20 protein-coding genes are annotated in these 24,024 nt (G+C 65.2%); 13 read left to right on the top strand and 7 right to left on the bottom strand.

Annotation, left to right across the window (positions count from 1 at the left end):
• From DOM67_RS20155 to DOM67_RS12625, 6 genes are all read right to left on the bottom strand, one after another.
• On the bottom strand, positions 1–326 hold a 326-nt coding region (locus DOM67_RS20155; protein ID WP_348627306.1), incomplete at its 3' end, for a phosphoadenosine phosphosulfate reductase family protein.
• A gap of 156 nt (positions 327–482) precedes the next feature.
• Complete coding sequence (gene cysQ / locus DOM67_RS12605) at positions 483–1,391, bottom strand: 3'(2'),5'-bisphosphate nucleotidase CysQ (RefSeq protein ID WP_342588216.1); 909 nt, start codon at positions 1,389–1,391, stop codon at positions 483–485.
• A gap of 23 nt (positions 1,392–1,414) precedes the next feature.
• Positions 1,415–2,794: an oligosaccharide flippase family protein gene (locus DOM67_RS12610; RefSeq protein ID WP_157958856.1), complete on the bottom strand. Its 1,380-nt coding sequence runs from the start codon at positions 2,792–2,794 to the stop codon at positions 1,415–1,417.
• A 94-nt stretch (positions 2,795–2,888) separates the two neighbouring features.
• The gene (locus DOM67_RS12615; RefSeq protein WP_348627302.1) at positions 2,889–5,141 is read right to left on the bottom strand and encodes a polysaccharide biosynthesis tyrosine autokinase; all 2,253 of its coding nucleotides are present in this window, start codon (positions 5,139–5,141) and stop codon (positions 2,889–2,891) included.
• A gap of 4 nt (positions 5,142–5,145) precedes the next feature.
• Positions 5,146–5,583: a low molecular weight protein-tyrosine-phosphatase gene (locus DOM67_RS12620; protein WP_110676377.1), complete on the bottom strand. Its 438-nt coding sequence runs from the start codon at positions 5,581–5,583 to the stop codon at positions 5,146–5,148.
• Between the two features lie 3 nt (positions 5,584–5,586).
• On the bottom strand, positions 5,587–6,750 hold the full coding sequence (locus DOM67_RS12625) for a polysaccharide export protein (protein ID WP_110676379.1): 1,164 nt from the start codon (positions 6,748–6,750) through the stop codon (positions 5,587–5,589).
• A 1,108-nt stretch (positions 6,751–7,858) separates the two neighbouring features.
• Here DOM67_RS12625 and DOM67_RS12630 point away from each other — a divergent pair.
• The 8 genes from DOM67_RS12630 (at position 7,859) to DOM67_RS12665 (ending at position 17,297) form a co-directional block, all read left to right on the top strand.
• Positions 7,859–8,098 carry a hypothetical protein gene (locus DOM67_RS12630; RefSeq protein WP_110676381.1) on the top strand — a complete coding sequence of 80 codons (240 nt, stop codon included), beginning with the start codon at positions 7,859–7,861 and terminating at the stop codon, positions 8,096–8,098.
• Between the two features lie 53 nt (positions 8,099–8,151).
• Positions 8,152–8,769, top strand: coding sequence for a YjbF family lipoprotein (locus tag DOM67_RS12635; RefSeq protein ID WP_157958857.1), 618 nt, complete (start codon positions 8,152–8,154; stop codon positions 8,767–8,769).
• Between the two features lie 59 nt (positions 8,770–8,828).
• The gene (locus tag DOM67_RS12640; RefSeq protein WP_157958858.1) at positions 8,829–9,635 is read left to right on the top strand and encodes a capsule biosynthesis GfcC family protein; all 807 of its coding nucleotides are present in this window, start codon (positions 8,829–8,831) and stop codon (positions 9,633–9,635) included.
• Between the two features lie 13 nt (positions 9,636–9,648).
• On the top strand, positions 9,649–11,790 hold the full coding sequence (locus DOM67_RS12645) for a YjbH domain-containing protein (RefSeq protein WP_232825245.1): 2,142 nt from the start codon (positions 9,649–9,651) through the stop codon (positions 11,788–11,790).
• Positions 11,791–11,953: 163 nt separating this feature from the next.
• Positions 11,954–13,426 carry an AlkA N-terminal domain-containing protein gene (locus tag DOM67_RS12650; protein WP_110676389.1) on the top strand — a complete coding sequence of 491 codons (1,473 nt, stop codon included), beginning with the start codon at positions 11,954–11,956 and terminating at the stop codon, positions 13,424–13,426.
• Complete coding sequence (locus DOM67_RS12655; RefSeq protein WP_110676391.1) at positions 13,423–13,947, top strand: methylated-DNA--[protein]-cysteine S-methyltransferase; 525 nt, start codon at positions 13,423–13,425, stop codon at positions 13,945–13,947. The genes DOM67_RS12650 and DOM67_RS12655 overlap by 4 nt, the downstream gene beginning before the upstream one ends.
• A 204-nt stretch (positions 13,948–14,151) precedes the next feature.
• Positions 14,152–15,834 (top strand): methyl-accepting chemotaxis protein, encoded by a 1,683-nt coding sequence (locus DOM67_RS12660; RefSeq protein ID WP_110676393.1) that lies wholly within the window; start codon positions 14,152–14,154, stop codon positions 15,832–15,834.
• A gap of 299 nt (positions 15,835–16,133) precedes the next feature.
• A complete protein-coding gene (locus tag DOM67_RS12665) occupies positions 16,134–17,297 on the top strand; it encodes an EAL domain-containing response regulator (RefSeq protein ID WP_232825266.1) in 1,164 nt (387 codons plus the stop codon).
• Here the strand turns inward: DOM67_RS12665 and DOM67_RS12670 are convergent.
• Positions 17,281–19,551: an ATP-binding protein gene (locus DOM67_RS12670; RefSeq protein WP_110676397.1), complete on the bottom strand. Its 2,271-nt coding sequence runs from the start codon at positions 19,549–19,551 to the stop codon at positions 17,281–17,283. The two genes, DOM67_RS12665 and DOM67_RS12670, sit on opposite strands and share 17 nt — an antisense overlap.
• A gap of 336 nt (positions 19,552–19,887) precedes the next feature.
• Here DOM67_RS12670 and DOM67_RS12675 point away from each other — a divergent pair, with 336 nt between their 5' ends.
• From DOM67_RS12675 to modA, 5 genes are all read left to right on the top strand, one after another.
• On the top strand, positions 19,888–20,592 hold the full coding sequence (locus DOM67_RS12675) for a response regulator transcription factor (RefSeq protein WP_232825246.1): 705 nt from the start codon (positions 19,888–19,890) through the stop codon (positions 20,590–20,592).
• Between the two features lie 108 nt (positions 20,593–20,700).
• Positions 20,701–21,162, top strand: coding sequence for a DUF2946 domain-containing protein (locus DOM67_RS12680; RefSeq protein WP_157958859.1), 462 nt, complete (start codon positions 20,701–20,703; stop codon positions 21,160–21,162).
• Between the two features lie 85 nt (positions 21,163–21,247).
• Entirely contained in the window at positions 21,248–22,636 is a 1,389-nt protein-coding gene (locus DOM67_RS12685) for a PepSY-associated TM helix domain-containing protein (RefSeq protein ID WP_232825247.1), read from the top strand.
• A 110-nt stretch (positions 22,637–22,746) separates the two neighbouring features.
• A complete protein-coding gene (locus DOM67_RS12690; protein WP_110676401.1) occupies positions 22,747–23,127 on the top strand; it encodes a LysR family transcriptional regulator in 381 nt (126 codons plus the stop codon).
• Positions 23,128–23,240: 113 nt separating this feature from the next.
• Positions 23,241–24,020 carry a molybdate ABC transporter substrate-binding protein gene (modA, locus tag DOM67_RS12695; RefSeq protein WP_110676403.1) on the top strand — a complete coding sequence of 260 codons (780 nt, stop codon included), beginning with the start codon at positions 23,241–23,243 and terminating at the stop codon, positions 24,018–24,020.
• The last annotated feature ends 4 nt before the right edge of the window (positions 24,021–24,024 follow it).

Raw genomic sequence — 24,024 nt, forward strand, 5'->3', positions numbered from 1 at the left:
CCGTGATCGAAGGGGTTGATGCCGGCGGCGCGCCCCTCCTCGTTGATGTGCTCGATCAGTTCCATGCCCACGCTTGCCGCCATGCGGTCGCGGAACTCGATCATCTCCTTGAACTTCCAGGTGGTGTTGACGTGCATCAGCGGGAACGGCGGCGTGCCCGGGTAGAACGCCTTGCGCGCCAGATGCAGCATCACCGAGGAGTCCTTGCCGATCGAGTAGAGCATCACCGGGTTGCGGAACTCGGCCGCGACCTCGCGGATGATGTGCATCGACTCCGCCTCGAGCTGCTTGAGGTGGGTTTGACGTTCCGGAGAGATTTCCAGCATGAGGGGTTCCGTACGGTTTGATGTCCCTATCCGCGCGTGTCGGCACTCGCGCTGCGGCAAGTGGTGGCACGCGCCACGGTCAGTGCGCGCTTTCCTGGCGCACGGCAATAACGTCTTCTTTGCGATGGATGGTGCCGCCAGGCATGGCAGCGTGCCTTACAGGGCACGGCGCAGCGCGCTTTCCCAGCGCGCATCACGCTGCGCGCAGACAATGAAAGCAGGGTTCACGTAGCTGTCACCTTGGGTACAGCGCAGCGGCGCCAGCGTCTCGGCTTCTAGCACCTCGCCCCCCGCCGCCAGCACCACCGCCTGGGCCGCCGCGGTGTCCCACTCGCAGGTCGGTGCCAGACGCGGGTAAAGATCGGCACGCCCCTCCGCCACCAGGCACAGCTTGAGCGAGCTGCCTAGGCTGGCGCGGCGATGCGCCGGCAGCCCGGCGCAGAAGGCCTCGACCGCCTCCGTGGCGTGGGAACGGCTGCCCACCACGATCCAGGCCTCAGCCGCGGGGTCGGGCAGAACGCGCACGCCGATCCGCTCGACCACCCCCGCTCCAACCTGTTTGAAGGCGCCGTGCGCGCTGCCCCACCAGGTGGTCGGGCCGGCCGGCAGCGCCGGGGCGTGAACGATGCCGAACACCGGCACCCCCGCCTCGATCAGGGCCACGTTGAGGGTGAACTCACCGTTGTGCTTGAGAAACTCCTTGGTGCCATCGAGCGGGTCAATCAGCCAATAGCGCGACCAGCTGCGGCGGGTCTCGAGCGTGGCTGTGGCGGCCTCTTCCGAGACCACAGGGTAACCCGGGGTATGCTGCGCGAGCGCCTGCACCAGAGCATCGTGGGCGGCCAGATCGGCCGCCGTCAGCGGCGAGTCGTCGGCCTTCCAGATCACCTGGGCATCACCTCGATAGATCGCCATGACCCGGTCGCCGGCCTCGTGCACCGCCTGCAGCAGCGCCGCCACCGGCAGACGCATTGCCGCATCTGCCCAGTGCGCGGTGTCAGCCCCGGCAGACGACGTCGCAGAGGTTTCCGTCGTCCTGCCCGTCCCGTGGGAGTGATGGCTCATGTTCGTGCGACTCCTGGTCTTGCTCACGGTGGGGTGTGGTGCCGGCGGCGCGGCGCACCAGCGGTCACCGCACACCCGGGGAGCGTCAGCGGCAACATGACGATGCCCATGTCGCGCCAGACGAAGAGTGCCGCGACCACGTTCTGCAGCGAGAGCACCAGGGCCAGCGACAGCGCCGCCCCCAGCGCGCCGAACAGCGGAATCAGGACCAAAAAGGCGATCAGCCCCAGGGTGGCACAGATCAGCGAGATGTTGCGCATCAGCCGCTCGCGGCCGGTCATGGTCAGCAGGAAAGCCACCGAACCGGTCGCGACATTGACCAGATGACCGATGGCGATGATCCGCAGCAGCGGCGCCGCGGCGCCGAACTCGGGCCCGAACCAGCCCAGCACCCAGGCCGGGAAGAGCAGACAGAGCAGCGCCAGCGGCAGCGCCATGCCCATGGCCACCCGGGTACTCTGACGCGCCAGCCGCGCCAGCGCAGGGTGGTCACCCTGGTGGTAGAGCCGCGAGAAGCGCGGCGGGAAGACCGCGTTGATCACCAGCAGGATGAAGCTGATGATCATGCCCACCCGCTCCGCCGACTTGAACAGCCCCAGGTCGACGTGGCTCAGCAGCGCACCGGCGATGAACATTCCCAGTACCTGCTGCAGGAACATCGACAGGTTGAGCATGATGAAGCTCTGGGCGGTGGCGAAGAAGGTGCCCTTGTTGGCCAGCGTGGTCATGTCCGGTGCCCCACGGATCACCGCCGCGTGTCGGCGCAGCCAGCGCAGGGTATGCAGCGCGCCCTGGGCAAAGACCAGCCAGGCGGCAGCGCAGAAGGCCCAGCTGGCCAGTACCAGCGAACGGCTGTCGCCGAGCAGCGCCAGCGCGAGAATGGCGATGGCCGCCCACAGCGAGATGGCGCCATTCTCCTGCAGGCTGGCTCGCGCCGGCATGCTGGCCCCCTTGAGGAACCCGGCGAGCACGAACGAGAGCGTGAAGGCCGGCGTGGCCACGGCGATCGCCGGCAGCATCTCGCCCAGCGTGGGCGCGGCGAAGACACCGGCGATCGGCGCACGCAGCAGCCAGATCGCCAGCGCGAAGAGCACACTCAGCGCGAGTGCCCGCATCAGCGCCCAGCGTAGATAGCAGCGCACGTTGGGGCTGTCGCTGTCCTGGCTGACATAGCGCATCAGCGAGCCGTTGAGGCCGTAACAGGCGATGATGCCGGCGCCGAAGATCAGGCTCTGTGCCAGTGCGAACAGCCCCACCCCCTGGGCGCCATAGAGCCGGCCCAGCACCACCCCGAGCATGACCGTGCCCAGGGCAGCCACGCCGCGTGCAGCGAAAGTGCGGCAGAGGTTGACCACGAGCTCGCCGCGCAGCCGGCTGCGGATCGCCGCGAACGCTGGCGTCATGGGTGCATCCTCGCGGCCCTTGGCGGCGTGGCGCAGCTCCTGTGTCGGGCGCTGGCTGCGTCGATGGTGATGGGTTTCATGGCGGCTCGCGGGATCACTGGTAGTTGTAGTGGTAGTAGCCGTAGCCATAGGCGGTTGCCGCCTTGCGCTCGACCGCGTTGAGGATGGCGCCGCGCGGTTCGACCCCGGCCGTGCGCAGGCGACCGATCGCCAGCTCCAGCTCCTTGACCGGATTACGCTCGAAGCGCACCAGCATCAGCGAGGTGCCGACCTGCTTGCCGATGATCGCAGCGTCAGTGACCGCCAGAATCGGCGGCGAATCGACGATCACCAGGTCGAAACGCTCACTGACGGTGGCGAGGAAGGCGCTGAAGCGCGGCCCCATCAGCAGCTCCGAGGGGTTGGGCGGCGCCGTGCCCCGGGCCACGTAAGCCAGCCCTTCGCACTCGCCGACCCCGCGGATCACCTCGTCCAGCGTCAGCCGGCCACCCAGCACGTCACTCAGTCCCGACTCAGAGGTCGCGCCGAAGACGTTGTGCACCTGCCCCTTGCGCATATCGGCATCGACCACCAGCACGCGCTGACCGGCCTGGGCGCAGACCGCCGCCAGGTTGACGCTGACGAAGCTCTTGCCCACGCCGGGGCTGGGGCCGGTGATCATCAAGCGATTGTCGTTCGCTTCGAGCATCGCGAAGTGCAGGCTGGTGCGCAAGCCGCGCAGCGCCTCGACCGACACGTCGGCGGGATTGCGCAGCGACAGCAGCCCCTGCGGATGGCGCGGGTCGCGCCGGGAGCCACGGCGATCACGTCGCTCGCGGCGGTTGAGCTTGCGCTGCTCGTCCGACAACGGCACCGTCGCATAGACCGCCAGCCCGGTCTCCTCGATCTGCTCCTGGGTCTCGATACCGCGATGGAAGAGCGCACGCAGGAACACTCCCGCGACGCCGACGATCAGACCGACGATCACCGCCACCGCCAGCAGCAGCGGCTTGTTGGGTGCCACCGGGGTCGCCTGGACCTGGGCCGAATCGAGCACGCGGACATTACCCACGGTGCTGGCCTCGGCGATGCGCGTCTCCTGCACCTTGTTGAGCAGCTGCACGTAGATCTCGTTGTTGACCTCGGCATCGCGCTTGAGACGCAGGATCTCCTGCTGGGTCTTGGGCATCCCCTTGATCTGCTGATCGAGATTCGCCCGCTCACGCTGAAGCTGAGCCTTCTTCTCCAACAACGCCTGGTAAGTGGGATGGCTCTTGGTGAAGCGCTGGGCGATCTCGGCCTCGTTCATCTCCAGCTCGTTGAGCTGGGCCTCCAGATTGACCAGACGATCGAGCACCGACTTGGTCTCCAGCGACAGGTCGACGCTGTCCTGGGATTCGCGATAGCGATTGAGCTTCTCCTCCGCGCGGTCGACCTGGGCGCGGATCTTGGGCACCTGGCCGTCGAGGAATTCGAGGCTCTTGCGCGCCTCCTCGGACTGGCGCTGAACGTTCTGCGAATAGTAGATATCGGCGATGGTGTTGAGGGTCTTTTCGGTCTCCTGCGGATCGGTGCCGGTGAGGCTCCAGCTCAGAATGCCGGTCTCGCTGCCCGCCTCGGCTACTGCCAGGCGCCCGCGCAGCGCATTGATGGCCGCGAGGCGCGAGCCGTGGCGCAGCTCGAAGGTGGCACCGGCGGCAGCGTCGATCGAGGTCACCCGCAGTGCCACCCCGCCGTGGGCGAAGTTGCTCAGTTCACCCAGCTTGCCTTCGCCCAGGTCGTTGCCGTCGGCATCGAACAGGCGATAGCGATAGCTGTTGAGCACCCGCAGTCGGAACGGCTGCCCCTCGTAGGCCTGGGACACCGGCATCTCGCTGACGGCGATCGACTCGCCACTGAAGGCATAGTGCCAGCCGGCAGCAAAACCGGGCCGCGAGACACCCTGGCGCTCAAGCAGACTGCCGATCACCGGCAGCGTCACCGGGGCTACGGAGATGTCGAGATTGAGCAGGTCGACCGCGCGCCCCAGCACCATGCGCGACTGGATGATCTCGATCTCCGACAGTGTCGGCGGCTCCTGGCCCAGCAGCGTCGAGACCTCCTTGAGCGGATTGTTGCCGGGTGACGCGCTCTCGATCTGCACCAGGGCATCGGCGCGATAGATCGGGGTCGCCACGCTGACATAGATCAGACCCAGCAGGGCGAAGGCGACGACACTCGCCAAGACCCACCTCTTGTGATCGACCAGAATCCCGAAGAGGCGCCGGATATCGATCTCTTCGTGGCTGCGCGGCGCGCTCGCCGATGGCGTCGAGGCTTGATTTCCCGACTGCGGGTTCGAGGCGTGAGTCATCGTGGGTCCTTGCATCCTTTCATCGTTCCGGCATCTTGCCGATCCAGCCATCGGCAGCGCTCACCATCAGGCCATGGACGTGCGCGAAGGCGCTCTCGCTCTTGTGATAGGGATCCGGGATCTCGGGCTCGGCGAGCCAGCGCCCGAACAGCAGGGTCTTGCCCGTGACCGCCGGATCGCGCTCGGCAATCGCCCGGCGCTGCCCCTCGCTCATCACCAGAACCAGCTCGGCGTCCTTGAGCATGTCGCCATCGAGCTGGCGTGCAGCGTGGACACCGAGGGTCAGACCGTCGCGCTCGGCACACCGCCGAGCACGTGGGTCGACGTCCTGGCCGACCAGCGCGCCCAGCCCCGCGGACTCGATCCGGCGACCGGGGAAGCGCTGGCGCAGCAGCGCCGCCGCCACCGGGCTGCGGCAGACGTTGCCGATGCAGACCACCAGAATGCGCTGGAACATGGTTCAGTTACCGTCCCTGAGTTCGTCGAAATCACGCGTGGCACGGGTCACCTGATAGACCGAAGTGATGGTCGGGGTGAGCTGGTTGATCACCCGGTTCCAGCGGCTCAGCGGCGCGGCGGTGACATAGACGATATCGGTGGGCTGGAGCATGAACTGGGTGCCCAGCACCAGCGCAGTGGCGTTGCGCGCATCGAGCTGATAGACGGTCGCCAGCTTGCCGCTGGCGGCGGGTGCCTGACGAATCACGAAGATCCCCTTGGCATCGGCCTCCGCCTCGTTCATGCCGCCGGCCTGGGAGAGTGCATCGGTCAGTGACAGCCGCGAGTTGCCCATCGGCAGCGAGACCGGATCGACCACTTCTCCCATCACGAACACCTTCTGGTTGCCCAGATCGGGGACGTGCACCACGTCGCCATCGCGCAGGCGGCGGTTGGCGCTGAGGTCGCCGTCCTGGAGCATGGCATGAACATCGATATGCTCGATCTCATCGCCGCGGGTGAGCACCACGTCATGCCAGTTGGCACTCTCGCGCATGCCGCCAGCCAGGTTGATGGCGTCGAGCAGCGTCAACGGCACGTTGGTGACCGGCATGACCCCGGGCTTGTCGACTTCGCCGGTGACATAGACCTTCTGGGAGTTGAAGCCGGCCACCTTGACGTCGACCTGGGGCGCAGCGATATACGCCGTCAGCCGCCGCTGCAGCTCGTCACGTACTGCATCCACAGTGCGTCCGGCCACCTTCATTCGACCCACATAGGGGTAGAAGATGGTGCCGTCGCTGCCGACGGTACTGCCGGATTCAGTGCTGGGGCGCTCGCCGCCCGCGGGAATGGTCAGTTCGGGATGGTCATAGACCGTCACCGAGAGCACGTCGCCCACCCCGACGCGATACTGATAGGGCGAAGCAGACGACGCCTCCCCGGCGCCTTCAACCGCGCGACTCAGCGCCGTCGGATCGGGCTTCCCGGCACTCCCCGCGCTGGCCTGCTGAGTACGAACCAGCCCCAGCGTGATCGGCTCGACATCGACCAGATCGTCGATGGGCGCCGAGTCAGTCTCATAGCCGATATGGCCACCGGGGGCGAAGGCGCAGCCACTGAGACCGGTAACCAGCAGCAGTGCGGCGAGACCGGCAAGGCCTCGTCCAACGCCGGCCGTTCTCATCAGAGACCTGCCTCGCGCCGGCCCGACCGCTTCCGGCCCCACCCTTTGACTCTTGCGTCTCATCCCGCTCGCCTCTGCCATTCGCGCCATCCCTGTCGCTCAACGCCGCTTGCCTGCGGCAGCATTTTCCTTGCCCCTGAATCCCTATCTTGCTGACGCCGCTTGCATGGCATCAGTGCATTGACTCAATACGTCAAAAGAGAGACAGACCCGACAAAATTAAATTTAAACACGCTACCGCCCCGAGGTTGTCATGGCATTCCCCGAAGCCCTTCATGAAGCTCTTGATTTAGTGAATCGCCCTAATTGAGAGCGATTTAAGCCGAGCCATCCTTCGCGGCAATTCGCTTTCATTCAAGCAATGCCAAAGTCGTGCCAACTTCATAAAAAGACACCTTCTGGAAACATGAAGATTACGCAACCACCGGCGAGACCGCATAACCTCGGTGAAAAATCATTTTCTTGCGTATTTGATGTCCACATTCGCGTTAGCCGGCTGTAACGAAATGGCGACAGGTTATCTGTGGCAAGCACCCAACAGGTGCGGCATCCGACTCCCCGAGCGGGCCTGAGCGTGACCTCAAGCGCCGCTAGACACCTTTGCAAAAACTCTATTAAAGCCAATTTTCAATAGCTTGCAGATCTCTCGAAACCACACCAGGCGGCTTGGGCTTTGGTCTTACTCCCCCACAGAGCGAGGCGTGATAATGTCGCAACACTGCCCGCCAATCGGCCCTTTCTGGTGCACACCTGCCAGCGACAGAACCCCTGTCGCCAATCACTGACAATTCCATTTAGGTTTTTACAAAACCCGTTAAAACGTTGCCAAAAGACACGCAACACTCCCCCTCGACATCGCCGTACCACCGCCCACGGTCACCGTTTCGTAACAATAACTCTCGATTCTCTTCTCAATACTGAGACAAGCACCTGGCTAAAATGACCTTCACTCTCGTGCCATCACGACTTGCACTCTTATTGATACCCATGATTTGACAACTTCCGATTGCCCCGCCGCATAATATTGGCAAGAATGTCATCGGTCTTCGGGCCACGGGCGGGGCGTTAATCGCACTCGTTTATCTTTCCACTCAGATAGGAGCTACCTATGAAGAAGCGAGCCATCTTGGCAGTCGCCTTCATGGCGGTCTCTTCGTTCGCTGCAGCCCAGGAAGTCGCTACGGGCAGCGCAGCCGGCGTAGGTACCGCCGCCAGCGCGTCGACGGCCTCGGCCGTGGGCGCCAGCACCACCGCCTCGTCGGTGGGCGCACTGGCTGCCGCTGGCGGAAGCGATGGAAGTGGTGGTACCGGTACCACCGGCACCACCGGTACGACCGGCACACGTTGATGCGCGTATTGGCTCAGCATTGCCGGGAAGGCCGCCCTCGGGCGGTCTTCTTCATGGGTCTCGCACTGGCGCTGTCGGGTTGCACCATCGGCAGCCAGCGCTCTCCCAGTGACGTCGTCGCCAGCCTGCGGGGGCCCGATGTGGCGACCCAGGCCGCAGCCCTGCCCTACGCCTCGCTGGCACTGGAAGTGGACGGCCACGGCGGACTGCTGGTACTGGCCAGCCAGCGCGGCGCGACGACCTACTGGCAGTTTCGCGACGGCGCCACACTGGCCCTCGAGGATGGCTATCCGGTGAACAGTGCCGGGCTGCGCAACGAGCTGTTGGGCACCCGTATCCTCATCGCCGAGGGGACGCCGCCGCCCTATCCGTGGCGTCAGCCGGGCAGCGAGACGCACTACCGGATCGAGCGCCAGTGGCAGGATGCCGAGGGCGCTCTGCACCAGGACAGCGCCCGGGCACAACTCAGCTGCGCAGCACCGACGTCGGTCGACCTGCCGCTGACCCGGCGCCGGCTGGCGCGCTGTCAGGAAACGCTGCACTGGGCCGGCGGCGCCACCACCGAGGCGACGCTATGGCGCGATCCCGAGGATCGCCGGCTATGGGCCTACGCCGGCCAGCCGTGGCCGGGCGCACCGACACTGACGTGGCAGATCGCCCGTCCCTGGTGACTGTCATGCCGAAGGATCGGCACGCAGCGCCGTTACACCGTCAGGGAAACGACCAGAACATGCGATCTCCCCTTACCTTCGCGCTGGGCCTGCTGGCGCTGGGCGCACTCGCGTTCGATGCCGCGGCCGCGCCGCTGGCGGACGAGGCCTCCTTCACCATCGAGATCCAGGGCCGCACGGCCCCGGCCACGACGCTGCTGGAGGCGTGGTCGGCGCTGTCGCGCCAGGCCCGGGTGAACTGGCCCTTCGCCTATGTCGGTGCCGAGCGCGCCGACGCCTCGGCGCACCAAGTGCAGAGGCGCCTGCTCGCCGAACTCGACGGGCTCGCCATGCAGGCCCGGCTACAGCGACAGCCTGCCCTGGCCAGCGGGCTCGACGCGTGGTCGCGGGCACTCGACGCACGGACGCTTGCACGTATTCCGGGACGGGTCGACCCCAGCTGGCTGATGGCGCATCCGCGCCAGATGCCGGCACTGGCCGATCTCGATCGCCTCGGCTGGTGCGAGACGCCGAATTGGGTCGAGGTGTGGACTCCACAGGGGGTGACGAGACTCGACTGGCACCCCGGGATGACCACCGAGACGCTGCTGGAGGCACTGCCCGAGGCCGCCCGTGCACAGAGCGAACGCCTGGCTTTGATCGATCCGCGTGGCGGGATACGCCGTCTCGGCATGGCAGCGTGGAATCGTGAATCGACCACGCTGGTGCCGGGTAGCCGGGTGGTGTTGCAACTTCCTATGAATGAGGTGAGCGCGCGCTGGGTCGATGCCAGCCTGCCCGACTTCCTGGCCACGCGCCTGCCCGGCGATACCTGCCACACCTTCACGCCCGACGCTGCTTCAGGCTCTACCACCGCCACCGACTGACGACGCCCCAAGCATGATGCTTCCGACCTCCCGCCGTTCCCGCGCGTTGCGCCGCGCAACCCCCGCCATGGGGCTCTCGCTGCCCTTGCTGCTGGGTGCCGCGCCCCATGCCGCTGCCGAGCTCGGCGCGTCCCAGAGCGATTTCGGGGGTGTCGGCCTGATGCAGACACCCAGCGCGCGCATGGCGCCCCTGGGCGAGATCTCGCTGCACTACAACCATGTCTCGCCCTATTCGCGCTATCAGGTCAGCGTGCAGCCGATGGATTGGCTCGAGGCGGGCTTCCGCTACACGTCGATCGGCAACCGTGACTACCGCGCTTCCGGCGACGCCGAACGGGACTATCTCGACAAGGGCATCGACTTCAAGCTCAGGCTCCATCGAGAAGATCGCTACACCCCGGCGCTGGCACTGGGCTTTCGCGACTTCGGCGGTACCGGGCTGTTCGGCAGCGAATATCTGGTGGCGAGCAAGCGCTGGAACGATCTCGACTTCACGCTGGGGCTCGGCTGGGGCTATCTGGGCGCCGGCGGCGGGCTAGGCAATCCGCTCTCGGCACTCTCGGGGCGCTTCGACTCGCGCCGCAGCGAGAACCCGGAAGAGGCCGGCGACTTCGAGTTCGGCGATCTGTTCAGCGGCGATATCGGCGTTTTCGGCGGGATCGAGTACCAGACCCCGTGGGAACCGCTGACACTGCAGCTCGAATACGACGGCAACGACTATCGTTCGGAGCCCCTCGACAACCCGCAGCGCCAGCGCTCGCCGCTCAACCTGGGCGCGCGCTGGCGCCTCGGCGAGCACCTCTCGCTGGCGGCGGGATGGGAGCGCGGCGATACCGCCATGCTCAGCCTTACCCTGAGCGCCAATCTGGCCGGCGCGAGCCAGGCCAAGACCGGCGATCCGCGGCCGCTGGCGGTGAACCCACCACCCGCGCGCACCACCGACGACTGGCAGGCGGTCAGCCACGATCTCCAGGCCAACGCCGGGATGCGGGTCCGCCGCATCACCCGGCGCAACGACGAGCTGGTGGTCGAGGCGGAAGCCACGCGCTACCGCTCGCTGATGGCCAGCGAGGGGCGCGCCAACCGCATTCTCAACAACCGCACCGCCGACGACATCGACACCTACCGCTACCGCTGGCAGAGCGCCGGCATGGGCCTGCGCGACGACGTCCACGATCGCCACGCCTTCCGCCGCGCCGCCGCCTCGGCGGCCTATGACCAGCAGTATCACTACGGACTCTACGCCACCACCCTGACCCAACCCCGCGACAGCGCGCCCAAGGGCGAGCTGCTCTATGCCGATGATCTCGAGCGCTTCGACTGGCGGCTGTCACCGGGCCTCAATCAGAACATCGGCGGTCCGGACGGCTTTCTCTACCAGCTCTATGCCAAGCTCGATGCCAACTATCGCACCGACGCCAACGGCTGGTTCAGCGGCCAGCTGGCGCTCAACCTGTTCGACAACCTGGAGCGCTACGACTACATCGCCGACTCCAAGCTGCCGCGGGTGCGCACCCATATCGGCGACTATCTCGACCAGACCAGTCTCGGCATCTACAACCTGCAGTACACCCGTACCGCGCGCCTTGGCGAGAACTGGTACGGCATGGCCTACGCCGGACTGCTGGAGATGATGTATGCCGGCGGCGGCGGCGAGGTGCTCTATCGCCCCTTCGACAGCCCGATCGCCTTCGGCGTCGATCTCAACTGGGTCAAGCAGCGCGACTTCGATCAGCGCTTCGGACTGCGCGACTACTCCACCTGGACCGGGCACGCCACCGCCTATATCGAGACCGGGGTCGAGGACGTCCTTGCCCAGGTGAGCGTGGGGCGCTATCTGGCCGGCGACCTGGGGGTCACCTTCGATCTCTCGCGTCAGTTCGACTCCGGCGTGCGCGTGGGCGCCTGGTCCACCTTCACCGATGCCGGCGACGCCTATGGCGAGGGCAGCTTCGACAAGGGCTTCTACGTCTCGATTCCCTTCGATGCCTTCTTCGATACCTCGAGCCGCAGCGCCACTACCCTTGCCTGGCAGCCGCTGACTCGTGACGGCGGCGCGCGCCTGGCGCGGAGATACACTCTCTACGGACTGACCCAGGATCGCGAGATGGAGCACTACTGGGAGGACTACGATCAGGTGTGGGATGCCCCCTAGGCTTGGTGCGCAAACGACCAGCGCTCGAGAGTACGGCGGTAAACATTGGCCCCAAATGCCCATGCTGGTGCCAACGGGGAGCCACTAGCGTGCCGAATCCGGCGAGTTCGCACGACCTCCGGCGCTACACTGGGGTCACTACCGGACTGCCGGACTCGTCTCGATGCACGACGCTTCTCAACTCAGCACGCCTAAATCCAGCGCGCCTGAACTCGACGCCTCCAGGCCCAACGCACCTGGGCTCGACGCCCCGTTCTCGCTCACCCCCGAGCAGTGCCGTCGGGCGCGCCTGGCCCGGGATGCACGCTTCGACGGTCGTTTCTTCATCGGGGTCGTCACCACCGGTATCTACTGCCGCCCGATCTGTCCGGTGACACCTCCCCACGAGGAGAACGTGCGCTACTTCGGCTCGGCAATCGCCGCCGCTGCCGCGGGTTTCCGACCCTGTCTGCGCTGCCGCCCGGATAGCGCCCCCCACTCGCCCCCCTGGCGCGGCACCCACACCACCTTGAGCCGGGCGCTGGCACTGATCGATGCCGGCAGCCTGCAGCGCGGCAGTGTGGCCTCACTGTGCCAGCGCCTGGGTATCGGTGAGCGCTATCTACGCCAGCTGTTCCAGCGTCACCTGGGGGTATCGCCCAAGACCTACGCGCTCTATCGCCAGTGCCTGTTTGCCAAGCAGCTGCTTCACGACACCGCGCTGCCGATCACCGATATCGCCTATGCCAGCGGCTTTACCAGCCTGCGCCGCTTCAACGACGCCTTCCAGCGCCAGCTACACCTCACTCCCAGCGCGCTGCGCCGCAGGCGCGCGGACCCGCAGGCGCCGCTGACATTGACGCTCACCTATCGTCCGCCCTACCACTGGGCGCGCCTGCGCCACTTCCATGCGCTGCATCGGCTTGCCGGGCTCGAGTGGATCGATGACGACAGCTTCGGACGCACCTTCCGCCTGGGCGAGGTCACCGGCCATTTCACCGCGCGCCATCTGCCAGAACGCCACGCCTTCAGCGTCAGCCTGGCGCTGAGCGATCTCTCCGTCCTCGACACCGTGGTCCGCTGCCTGCGTCGGCTGCTCGATCTGGATGCCGACACCCAGACGATCGAAGGCCATCTCGCCGCGGCGCTGCCGGGGCTCGCACTGACCCCCGGCCTGCGGTTGCCCGGGGTCTGGGACCTGTTCGAAGCGGGGGTGCGTGCGGTACTCGGTCAGCAGATCTCGATCGCCGCCGCCGTCCGACTGCAGCAGCAGCTGGTCGATCAGCTGGGCGAGCAGGATGCCGCCGGGCGCCGCCGTTTCCCCACGCCGGCGGCGATCGCCGCCAGCGATCTGGCCTTCCTCAAGCTGCCCGGGGCGCGGCGAGAGACGCTGAGGCGCTTCGCCACCGCCTATCGGGATGGCGAGCTCGGTGATGACCCCGCGAGCTGGCAGCGGCTCAAGGGCATCGGCCCCTGGACCGCCAAGGTCGCAGCCTTCCGTGGCCTCAGCGATCCCGACATCTGGCTCGATGGCGATGTCGGCCTGCGCCGAGCGCTGGCGCATCAGCCACAGCCACAGCCACAGCCGCTCGACCCCGCCTGCGCCGCGCCCTGGCGCAGCTACCTCACTCTGCAACTGTGGGACACCGTGATATGAACACACCGCTTTCGTTCGTCGCCCCTCGCCCGCTCGACCATCAACTCGGAGCGTGTCAGCACTACACCCCACCCACCGGCGTGCCGTTGGGCGAGATCGAGATCCGTGCCAGCGAGGCCGGCCTGACCTGGGTCGGATTCGTCACCGATGCCAGCGACAACGCCCGACCGAGTGCCCTGACCCGCCACTGTGCGCAGCAGCTCGATGCTTACTTCGCGGGGGAGCTTACCCATTTCGATCTCCCACTCGCCCCCGCAGGCACCGATTTCCAGCGTCAGGTATGGCAAGCGCTGACCAGGATCGGCTTCGGCGAGACCCGTTCCTATGCCGAACAGGCCCAGGCCATCGGCCGCCCCAGCGCGACCCGTGCAGTGGGCGCCGCCAACGGCCGCAATCCACTGGCGATCGTGGTGCCGTGTCACCGGGTGATCGGCGCCAATGGCCGCCTCACCGGCTACGCCGGCGGGCTCGAGCGCAAACGCTGGCTGCTGGCCCATGAGGGGCATGCCATTGCGAACTAGAGACGAGATATCCACGTACGACGCGCCCCGAACGCGAAAATGGCAACCGGCAAAATTTCCGGCAGAAAGCGCCTGATGGCATGCCTCAAATGGGGCCCGAAGAGCCAATTTGTCAACAAGTGTAAACAATCGGGAACGCTAGTCGACTAACGATGGAAACGGGCCTTACATTCCTCCTTACCAGCCACGCAGGGGGCCCATGCCATGTTAGAAAAACTACACCAGATTCGCGTGAAATATACGCTGGCCTTCTTGATGGTGCCCATAGCACTACTCATCTTGAGCGCAGCGGACTATCGTCTCATCGATGCGCTGAAATCGCGTCTCATGGAGTTCAGCGATACCTTCAACGAAGCGACGAACACAGTACTCAATGCCGATAGAGACATCTATCAGGCCAGGGCTGCGGAGTTGGACTATCTCTTGACCACGCCCGAGTCGCCTCGCGCAGCAGAGCTGGAGGCATCGTATCAGGAGAACGTGCAACAGGTTCAGGATAGGATGCTCGCCTTCCAGAAGCTGATGCACGACTATCCCGATATCGTCCAAGGTACCCAGGACTTCGCCCAGCGATACGCGGCCTGGGCATCAGCGTCCTCGGAGACACTGAGACTACACAAACTTGGTGACTCGGAAGCGGCTAGTCATCAGGCGGACAACGCCTCCATCGTTGCCCTGAATGATATGCGAGACATTCTGGACATCGCAGGAAATTCCACACTCGAGAGAGTTCACATCGTCGAGGATGAGGTTCTGGGATGGGCCAACACCCAGGGTATCTTCGTACTGATATTCAGTCTGCTCGTTCTGGTGGGCGCCGTCTCACTGGCCTTCGCGGGGCCGGTACTGATGTCCAAGGCTCTGCGCAAGATCACCGAGCGGGTGCGTGAAATTGCCGAGGGTGATGGCGACCTCACTGCGAGAATCTCCAGTGAAAGAAAGGATGAAATAGGCGATCTCGCCAACCGTGTCGACGACTTCATTGCCCGTATCGACGGTGTCCTTCAGGAGGTCCGGAGCAGCACGGAATCGGTCAATGTCGCCGCCAATGAGATTGCCAATGGCAGCACCAATCTGTCTGCCAAGACCGAGCAGGCAGCCTCCAACCTGCAACAGACGTCGGCCTCGATGGAGCAGATCTCAGCCACGGTCAAGAATACGGCGGACTCCTCGCAACAGGCCATCGTTCTGACACAGGAAACCCTGGAGGATGCCGAGGCCGGCCAGCAAACCATGCAGGCGGTCATCGCCACGATGAATGACATTCGCCAATCTTCGGTTCAGATCAGCGATATCGTCAGCCTGATCGACAGTATCGCATTCCAGACCAATATCCTGGCGCTGAATGCCTCGGTAGAGGCGGCCCGCGCCGGCGAACATGGGCGCGGTTTCGCGGTGGTCGCCCAGGAAGTGAGAACCCTCGCCAGCCGCTCCAGTGCCGCCTCTACCGAGATCCGAGAGCTGATCGACACCTCGGTATCCCACACTCAGAGTGGTGCAGGCCTGGTGGACGAGGCAGGTGAAGCGATGAAGAAGATCATGATCAGCGTCCAGCGGGTCAACGACGTCATTGCCGAAATCAGTGCCGGGACCAAAGAGCAGAGCGTGGGTATCAGTCAGGTCAATACGGCAGTCTCCGATCTCGATAGCATGACCCAGCACAATGCCTCGATGGTGGAACAGTCGCGTGCGGCCGCGTCGGAAATGCGCGATCAGGTCGCGCTGCTGAACGATCTGCTCGGGAGCTTCAAGCTGAGTGCCACGGCCGCTGATACCGCCACACCCGCTCCGCGACTCCCCACAGCGCCGGAAAACACCTCGGGGCGGGTCTCGCAGCAGAAGTCAGGAAACCCTGCCAAAGCCGAAGAGGAGTGGGCCTCCTTCTAATATATGATATCGCAACGGGCAGACATCCCTTAGGCTTTATCTGAAAGCCGACAAACGAAGGCCAGACCGGGACGCATCGCCAAGGCAGAAATCGGCGAAAGCGCGGACCGGGCTGGCGCATCCGCTCAGGCGATATCAATGAGCAGGTGACTTGCTCCGCTCGTCCTCCGGGCCATCTTTCTGACAATCTGAACGAGGTCCAGCGAGCCGATTTTCAATGCCGTATGGGCAAGCAGCGTACCTGTCAGACATGGCCTGGCTGGCAATGCTTACCAAAGTGCTTCCAGGAGGATCCTGCCATGAGTCGACTCGCTCTGATCGTCGATGACGACCCAGACATTCGCGACCTCTGCGAGCACCTGCTGCTTCAACGAGGCTACGGCGTGGACACCGCCGAGGGCCTCGAAGAACTGGCGAGATCGCCCCACAGATTACAGGTGGATTTGATATTACTGGATTTTTCGCTGGGGGAATTTACCGGGTTCGATATTCTGGAGTATCTCTTCGACCTGAAGATCGATGCCAGTATTCTCGTTCTCAGCGAGTGCAGCCATGACGTCGCGGATCGCATCATTCGCTACGGCAACCAGCGTGGTCTCGGCATGCTCGGCTTTCTGCACAAGTCGAAGCTCATCGCGGATCTGGCGCGTTGGCTGATACCGGCCAACAGCAAACCCAATGCCCCCACCGCGGAGGATCTGACCCGCGGGCTGACCCAGAATGAGCTGTTCCTGGTCTTCCAACCGAAGTTCGACCTCAACCTCAATCGTGTGGTCGGCGCCGAAGCGCTACTACGCTGGCAGGAGCCGAGTCGTGGTGTCATCTCACCCGATGTCATCATTCCCCTGGCCGAACGGCACGAGATGATGGTCGAGCTGACCTGGCAGGTGCTCACCCTCGCCTGCCGCCAGCTGCAGCGATGGCGACAACTGGAATGGAACCTCAGCCTTTCGGTCAATGTGCCCGCGGCGTGGATAAGGTCAGCCGGCCTGTTCGAGGCTTTCGATAGTTTGATCGGTCGCTACGACATCTCCTCCCACGACCTCATTCTGGAAGTCACGGAGTCCACCACGCTGGGGTGCCTGGGGTATGCCAAGCATATCCTCACCGGGCTGCGCCAGCGCGGCTGTCGCTTGTCACTGGACGACTTCGGCATCGGCTACTCGTCCATGATGCAACTGCACCGACTCACGTTCGACGAGCTGAAAGTCGACCGCAGCTTTATCTCCCGCATCGAACAGGACCAGCGCGCCGAGGCGATCGCGCTCTCCATCCTCGACCTGGGCCATCGGCTCGAGATGGTTGTGGTCGCGGAAGGTATCGAAACCCCCGAACAGCACGCGCTGCTCAAGGCCGCCGGCTACGATCTGGGACAGGGATTCTGGCTGGCCCGCCCACTCCCCGAGGCGCATTTCGACCACTGGTACCGGCATCTCGTCCCGCCAGTCACGCCTGGCGTGTAGCGACCTCGAGCTCGGGGAGCGAGATATCCATGCAGGCGAGCAAGGCTTCCCGCGAAGGTGCCCCGCTGTCAATCAAGGTGAGCAGGACAGCGGGCAACCTCTCGCTGTCCTGCTGCTCTGCCAGGCCTTCGCAGTGTGCCGCCAGGGTAGAAAGTTGCCGGAAACCCAGCGCCGCCGCCGCTCCCTTCAAGGCGTGCGCTTCTTGCTGCACGGTCGCGAAATTCTGCGCCTCGGCCGCACGGCGAAGGCCATCGAACCGGGTCGGCAGGCGCTGGAAGAACTGTCGGTAGAGCGACTCCACCGCCGCCTTCGGCAACGATGCCGACAGCTCTTTCAGGTTCGACTGACAGATATAGGTCGGCGTTGCGTCCACCGACGACGTCCGCTGCCCATTGGCACAAGGTGAGTTCGTCGGCATCTCACCGGCTCTGCCGTTATGGTGACGCGACAGATACTTGGCGAGCTCTCGCTGCAGACTGGCGCGGGTGAAGGGCTTGGTGATCACCCCCTGCATCCCGCTGTCGAAACAGCGCTGATGGTCTTCGGGCATGACGTTGGCAGTCATCGCCACGATCGGCAGACGCCCCCCCTGCTCACAGGCGCGCCAGCGCCGCGTAGTCTCCACACCGTCGAGCACGGGCATCTGCATGTCCATCAGCACCAGATCGAATGACTCATGCTGTGTATTCAACAACGACAGAGCCTTGCTGCCGTTTTCGGCCAGCGTCACCCGCAGGCCCAGGGACTCCATCAACCCCTTGGCCACCTGCTGATTGATCGGATTATCCTCGACCACCAGAACATGGCAGAACTGCAGTGCCATCGGCATCAGATCCGCCGGCATGAGATCGGAGGTCTCGGCGCTGTCGGCAGGCGCCTCCACCAGCGGCAGGCGGAACCAGAAACGACTTCCCTCGCCCTCTCGGCTCTCGAAAGCGATCTCCCCCTGCATCGCCTTAATCAAGCGCTTGCAGATCGCAAGCCCCAGACCGGTGCCTTCGTGCCGCCGGGTGATCGAGCTGTCCACCTGAGAAAATGGCGCGAAAAGTCGATCACACTTCTTGGCCGGAATACCGCAGCCAGTGTCACTCACGTCGAACCGCAGCCAGGCTTCCTCATCCCTACTCACGTAAAGCGTGACCCGGCCTGACAGCGTGAACTTGAAGGCGTTGTCGAGCAGGTTCATCACCACTTGACGAATACGTGTCACATCTCCCAGCACCTGCCTGGGCAACTCGGAAGAGAGTGTCGCCTCGAACGCCACGTCACTATTGCCGAGACGATAGATGTCACAGATCTGAGACACGAACGCTTCGAGCTCGAAGGCACTGCGGTCCAGGACCAGCGTGCCCGCCTCCAGTTTCGAATAGTCGAGGATATCGTTGATGATCACCTGCAAGCCGGCGGCACTCTGCTTCAAGGCGGATAGATAGCGCTCCCCCTGGCATGACCCGACTTCGCGCTCCAGCAGATCCGCCATGCCGACGATCCCGTTGAGCGGCGTGCGTATCTCATGACTCATCATGGCCATGAACTCCGACTTGACGAGACTGGCGGACTCCGCACGCTCGAGCGCACCGTTCAACGCCTCGCGCTGACTCTCGAGCTCCCGCAGCTGACGCTTGCACGCGCTCGCCTCACGCAGGAGTGCGCGGATCAGTACGGCAGCGGCGAGGACCGTCATGGCCAACTGGAACATCACCAAGGCGTAGAGCTGTGACAGTTGACGGTGCTCGCGATGATGCAGCGCTTCGGCCTGAATGTGGGCGCGCGTCATCAGGCGCTCCGACGCTGCAAGGAGGGGGGTAATCTCGCGGCGAAGTTCGGAGACCGACGCCAGGCGGCGATCCAGCGGTAGCGACGAGAGCGAAGTCAGCGCCGCACTCAGCCGACCCACTGCCTGGCCGAGCGATTCGTCTGGGCGGCCAGCGCTTCCCAGGGCGTCGCTCTGCTCACCTGCCACCTGTCGAGACAGGCTCACGACCTGGCGCGATAGGCCCTCGACGTCTCGCCGCAAGGCACGCCAATCGGTCTGTGAAGCAAGGGTTTCGATCTGCAGCGCAATCCGGTGACTCTCTTTATTCAACTGATGGCTAGCCCATATCAGCTCATCGGGCGACTGTTCTCCGACGACATGCTGTCGCACCAAGGTGATGCCGCCAGTGGTGAGCGTACTGATGAGAAAGAGGAGCGTGACCACAGTCACACCGGGGAATCGCCGGAACAGAGGTAAAACGTCTTTTAAGCTTGGCATCAACGAGTCCTGCAGTAGAACCAGCCAACTTCGGCACCCGGTGAACGAAGCCCAGGGCCATGGCGATATAGACGACACCTTTCCGGGACGACGAGGATCGAACCGGCGCCGATGCGTCACAGCCTCTTACCTATCGGGCAGCGTATGGTCCTCTCAGGCTGCGTGCCGACACGCTTGTCGCAAGAATCTTGGCTACACGACACTTTTATCGGCATATTGCCGATAAAAATTTAAACCGTCGTGACGGAGCGATCTCCAATTCCGGCTGGGAACTTGTATGTCGCTGAGGCAGACTGGATCGAGAACGGTAATGATCATTCAACGACAGGTTGTCGCATGACCTCATCGATACATATCGGCGTGCTGGAAGACGATCCCGATCAGCAGGCATTCATCACCATCTGCCTGGAAGGCGCCGGTCATCATGTGCACACCTATGCGCGCGCCAGCGAGTTCCAGCGTGCGCTGAAGACACAGCGCTTCGACCTCATCATCCTCGACTGGTATCTCCCCGACGCCAGCGGCATGGATATCCTGAGCCACCTGCGCACCCACGATGGCTGGCGGGGGCCGATCCTGTTCATCACGGCCAACCAGGCGGAGGCATCGGTGGTCAAGGCGCTGGAGCTGGGTGCCGACGACTTTCTGGGCAAGCCGCTGCGGCCGCTGGAGCTGGTGGCCCGGGTCAATGCCCTGGCCCGTCGCCTGGATCAGCACCAGGAGCGCGAGCGTTGCCGCCTGGGACCCTACGCCCTGGATGCGGATCAGCGCCAGGTGCTGCTATCCGATAGTCCGGTGACATTGACCGAACGGGAATACCGTTTGATCAGCCTCTTTTTCGCCCATAGTGGAGAACTGCTGTCGAGGGCGCATCTACTCGAGGTCGTATGGGGGCAGAATGGCAGTCTCTCCACACGCACTCTGGACACCCACGTCAGCCGCCTGCGACGCAAACTCGAGCTGGATGGCCGCCATGGCGTTCGCCTGCAGAGTATCTATCAGCATGGCTACCGCCTCGAGTGTCAGGTGGCGGCGTCCTGACGAGCCATCGCCTGCGACATAGTTACACACCCCCGGCACCGACGATTGGCGCCACCGCCCGTAACCGCTAGAGTCGCGGGTCGACCGACGATGCGACGGACTCCGGCCATGACCCGCCTGTGGCACCACTGCTACCGACCTCTGACCTGGCTGGCGCTGTTCGCCATGCTGATGTCGTTCGTCGGTCCTTTGGTGAGCCAGTCCCAGCGTCTGATGGAGATGCCCGCGCACGGCGGCATGCCGAGTGCCGCGCTGCAAGCGCCAAGCCATCACGCCGATTCGATGCCCGGCGCCCCGGGCGTGGTCGATGCCGCCCAGACCCAGGCCGGCGCCAAGAGTGAGCGCGGCACACCACGCTTCAGTGCCAGCGATCACTGGCACCTGGCGGCCTGCGGCTATTGCGAGCTGTTCCTGCACGCCCCGGGGATCGCCACGCCCGCGGTGATACCGCCGCCCATCGTGCAACCCGCGGCCCCCAGCGTGGCAGCGCCCACGCCGCTGGAAACGCCGCCCGACCCGCACGCACGCTTTTCGCCCCGCGCACCACCTGGCGCCTTCGTCTTGAGCTGACTTCCCAGCGCCCGCCGCCTCAACGCGTCGGGCCCTGTCGGCACGCCCATGCGGCGCTGCCGACGTCGCCAATTCGGAGATCGCCATGTCGACCCCCATGGCGGCGGCCGAGCGCCGCCGCACTCGCCAACTGCTGCTCGCGATGATCACGCGACTGCACTTCTACGTCGGTCTCTTCGTGGGACCCTTCCTGCTGATCGCAGCGCTCTCGGGGATCGCCTACGCGCTGACCCCACAGCTCGAGCAGTGGGTCTACCATGACGCCCTGACCACCCAGAGCGAGGGCAAGGCACAGCCGCTGGCCCGCCAGATCGCCGCCGCCCAGGCCGCCGCGGGGATCAGCACAGCCCCCGCCGCCGTGCGCCCGGCACCGGCGGCTGGCCAGACCACGCGCGTGATGTTCGATGATCCCGGGGTGGGCGAATTTCAGCACCGCGCGCTGTTCATCGACCCGGTGACGCTGGCGGTACGCGGCGATCTGCCGGTCTACGGCACCAGCGGCGTGCTGCCGCTACGCACCACCATCGACCAGCTCCACCGCAGCCTGCTGCTGGGCGAGCCCGGGCGCCTCTACAGCGAGCTCGCTGCCTCCTGGCTGTGGCTGCTGGCGCTGGGCGGCGTGGTGCTGTGGTGGCAGCGCCGCGGTGCCCGGCGCGCCCCGGCGGCCAACCCGCAGCGTCGGCGCCAACGTCACGCCAGCTTGGGCATCGTGGCCGCGCTGGGGCTGGTGTTCTTCTCCGCCACCGGCCTGACCTGGTCGAAATGGGCCGGCGGCAATATCGCCGAACTGCGTCATGCCTGGGGCTGGGGCACGCCGAGTGTTTCCACCTCGCTCAAGGGGCACGAGGCGGCGGCCGCCGATCCCCACGCCGAGCATCATCACGGCGCGGGGGGCATGGACATGGGCGCACAGGTCACCGATGCCGACTTCGACCGCGCACTGGCGGCGGCCCGCCACGCCGGCCTGCTGGCGGGCAAGATCGAGCTGCAGCCACCCTCGGCACCGGACCGCGCCTGGAAGGTGCGCGAGATCGGCCGCGAGTGGCCCACCGAGGTCGACCAGGTGGCGCTGGATCCGCACAGTTTTGCGGTACTCGATCGCACCGACTTCACTACCTTTCCGCTGGCGGCCAAGCTCACCCGCTGGGGCATCGACCTGCACATGGGCGTGCTCTTCGGGCTGCCCAATCAGCTGGTACTGGTAGCGGTGGCCGGCAGCCTGGCAACCCTGATCTGCTGGGGCTATCGGATGTGGTGGCAGCGGCGTCCGACCAGCGGCACGCGCGCCGCACCGCAGACCCTGAGCGCGCTGTTCGTGCAGCTGGGCTGGGGGCCACGCCTGGGCATGTTGCTGGTGGCACTGCCCCTGGGCCTGGCCCTGCCGGTGATGGGCGCAAGCCTTCTGCTGTTCGTGGCGATCGACTGGCTGCGCTGGCGTCTGTCGAGCCCCGCGAGCGTCGCGCGCACCGCCTGATAGCGATCGCGAGCGCACCGCCCAATGGTGCGCTCGCAGCCTTCAGGTCTGGTGTGCCGGGGGCCGAATGCTATGGTAGGGCCTCGCTCCACTGCCACGGCCCGCTGTCGATGACCCGCACCCACCACCCCCGCCCCCAGCTCCAGCTGCGCCTGGTCGCCGAGCGCGATATCGTGCTCGGCCCGGGCAAGATCGCGCTGCTCGAGGCGATCGAGCACCACGGCTCGATCGCCGCCGCCTGCCGCGAGATGCATCTGAGCTACAAGAAGGCGTGGCAGTTGCTGGAGACCATGGGCCGTCACTTCGACACCCCGCTGGTCGACACCTGCTCCGGCGGCAGCCAGCGCGGCGGCGCCACGCTGACCCCCTTGGCCCGCGAGCTCATCGTCCACTACCGCGCACTGCTACAGCGTCTCGACGCAGCCCCGGAAAGCGAGGCCCTGCGCGCGATGCTGCGACCACTGAACACGCCGACGCCCCCTGACCGCTGATCGACGCATCGATACACCGCCGCTGGCCGTGCCGCTGGCGAGAGAGTCGACGCTCTTCCCCACCTGGTCTATAGTCTTTCCCGTTATTTCCAAACAGACATAGCGAGAATGCCATGCCACCGCTGCGCACCGTCGCCACCCTCGGCGCCCTGCTGTTCACGCTGCTGCCGCTCAGCGCCAGCGCTGCCGAGCGCATTCAGGTGTTCGCCGCGGCCTCGCTCACCGATGCCATGAACAGTGCCATCGCCAGCTACGAATCACAGCACGATGTCGAGGTGGTACCGGTCTACGCCTCCTCCTCCACCCTGGCGCGCCAGATCGCCAACGGCGCCCCGGCGGATCTCTACCTCTCGGCCAACGAGCAGTGGATGGACTGGCTCGCCGATCAGGGCACCACGGTCGATCAGCGTATCGACCTGCTCGCCAACCGGCTGGTGCTGATCGCTCCGCGCGGCAGCGATATCGCGCCCTTCACCCCCGGCGATGGCACATCTATCGCCGCGCGACTGGGCGCCGGCGAGCGGCTCTCGGTGGGCAATACCGACCACGTACCGGCGGGGATCTACGCCAAGCAGGCGCTCGAATCCCTCGGCGAGTGGCAGGCGCTGCAGTCGCGTCTGGCCAGTGGCGACAACGTGCGCGCGGCCATGGCCCTGGTCGAGCGTGGTGAAACGCCACTGGGGATCGTCTATCAGACGGATGCCGAAGCCAGCGACGACGTGCGCCAGGTCGGCATCTTCCCCGACGCCAGCCATACACCGATCACCTACCCCATGGCGGTGGTCACCCCAGCGCCCAGCGCCGCCACCGAGGCGCTGCGCCAGTGGCTGGCCGGTGACGCGGCGCGCCGGATCTTCACCCGCTACGGCTTCACGCCGCTCACCGGCGACTGAGCCG

The sequence above is a fragment of the Salinicola sp. RZ23 genome, assembly GCF_003206675.1.
GTDB classification, from domain to species: Bacteria; Pseudomonadota; Gammaproteobacteria; order Pseudomonadales; family Halomonadaceae; genus Salinicola; species Salinicola endophyticus.

Coding starts and splice junctions, on each gene's coding strand:
- DOM67_RS12630 (WP_110676381.1), top strand. CDS start 7,859: ATGAAGAAGCGAGCCATCTTGGCAGTCGCCTTCATGGCGGTCTCTTCG.
- cysQ (WP_342588216.1), bottom strand. CDS start 1,391: ATGAGCCATCACTCCCACGGGACGGGCAGGACGACGGAAACCTCTGCG.
- DOM67_RS12670 (WP_110676397.1), bottom strand. CDS start 19,551: ATGCCAAGCTTAAAAGACGTTTTACCTCTGTTCCGGCGATTCCCCGGT.
- DOM67_RS12690 (WP_110676401.1), top strand. CDS start 22,747: ATGACCCGCACCCACCACCCCCGCCCCCAGCTCCAGCTGCGCCTGGTC.
- DOM67_RS12680 (WP_157958859.1), top strand. CDS start 20,701: ATGACCCGCCTGTGGCACCACTGCTACCGACCTCTGACCTGGCTGGCG.
- DOM67_RS12685 (WP_232825247.1), top strand. CDS start 21,248: ATGTCGACCCCCATGGCGGCGGCCGAGCGCCGCCGCACTCGCCAACTG.
- DOM67_RS12640 (WP_157958858.1), top strand. CDS start 8,829: ATGCGATCTCCCCTTACCTTCGCGCTGGGCCTGCTGGCGCTGGGCGCA.
- DOM67_RS12620 (WP_110676377.1), bottom strand. CDS start 5,583: ATGTTCCAGCGCATTCTGGTGGTCTGCATCGGCAACGTCTGCCGCAGC.
- DOM67_RS12650 (WP_110676389.1), top strand. CDS start 11,954: ATGCACGACGCTTCTCAACTCAGCACGCCTAAATCCAGCGCGCCTGAA.
- DOM67_RS12635 (WP_157958857.1), top strand. CDS start 8,152: ATGGGTCTCGCACTGGCGCTGTCGGGTTGCACCATCGGCAGCCAGCGC.
- DOM67_RS12665 (WP_232825266.1), top strand. CDS start 16,134: ATGAGTCGACTCGCTCTGATCGTCGATGACGACCCAGACATTCGCGAC.
- DOM67_RS12645 (WP_232825245.1), top strand. CDS start 9,649: ATGATGCTTCCGACCTCCCGCCGTTCCCGCGCGTTGCGCCGCGCAACC.
- DOM67_RS12625 (WP_110676379.1), bottom strand. CDS start 6,750: ATGAGAACGGCCGGCGTTGGACGAGGCCTTGCCGGTCTCGCCGCACTG.
- DOM67_RS12655 (WP_110676391.1), top strand. CDS start 13,423: ATGAACACACCGCTTTCGTTCGTCGCCCCTCGCCCGCTCGACCATCAA.
- DOM67_RS12675 (WP_232825246.1), top strand. CDS start 19,888: ATGACCTCATCGATACATATCGGCGTGCTGGAAGACGATCCCGATCAG.
- DOM67_RS12660 (WP_110676393.1), top strand. CDS start 14,152: ATGTTAGAAAAACTACACCAGATTCGCGTGAAATATACGCTGGCCTTC.
- DOM67_RS12610 (WP_157958856.1), bottom strand. CDS start 2,794: ATGACGCCAGCGTTCGCGGCGATCCGCAGCCGGCTGCGCGGCGAGCTC.
- DOM67_RS12615 (WP_348627302.1), bottom strand. CDS start 5,141: ATGCAAGGACCCACGATGACTCACGCCTCGAACCCGCAGTCGGGAAAT.
- modA (WP_110676403.1), top strand. CDS start 23,241: ATGCCACCGCTGCGCACCGTCGCCACCCTCGGCGCCCTGCTGTTCACG.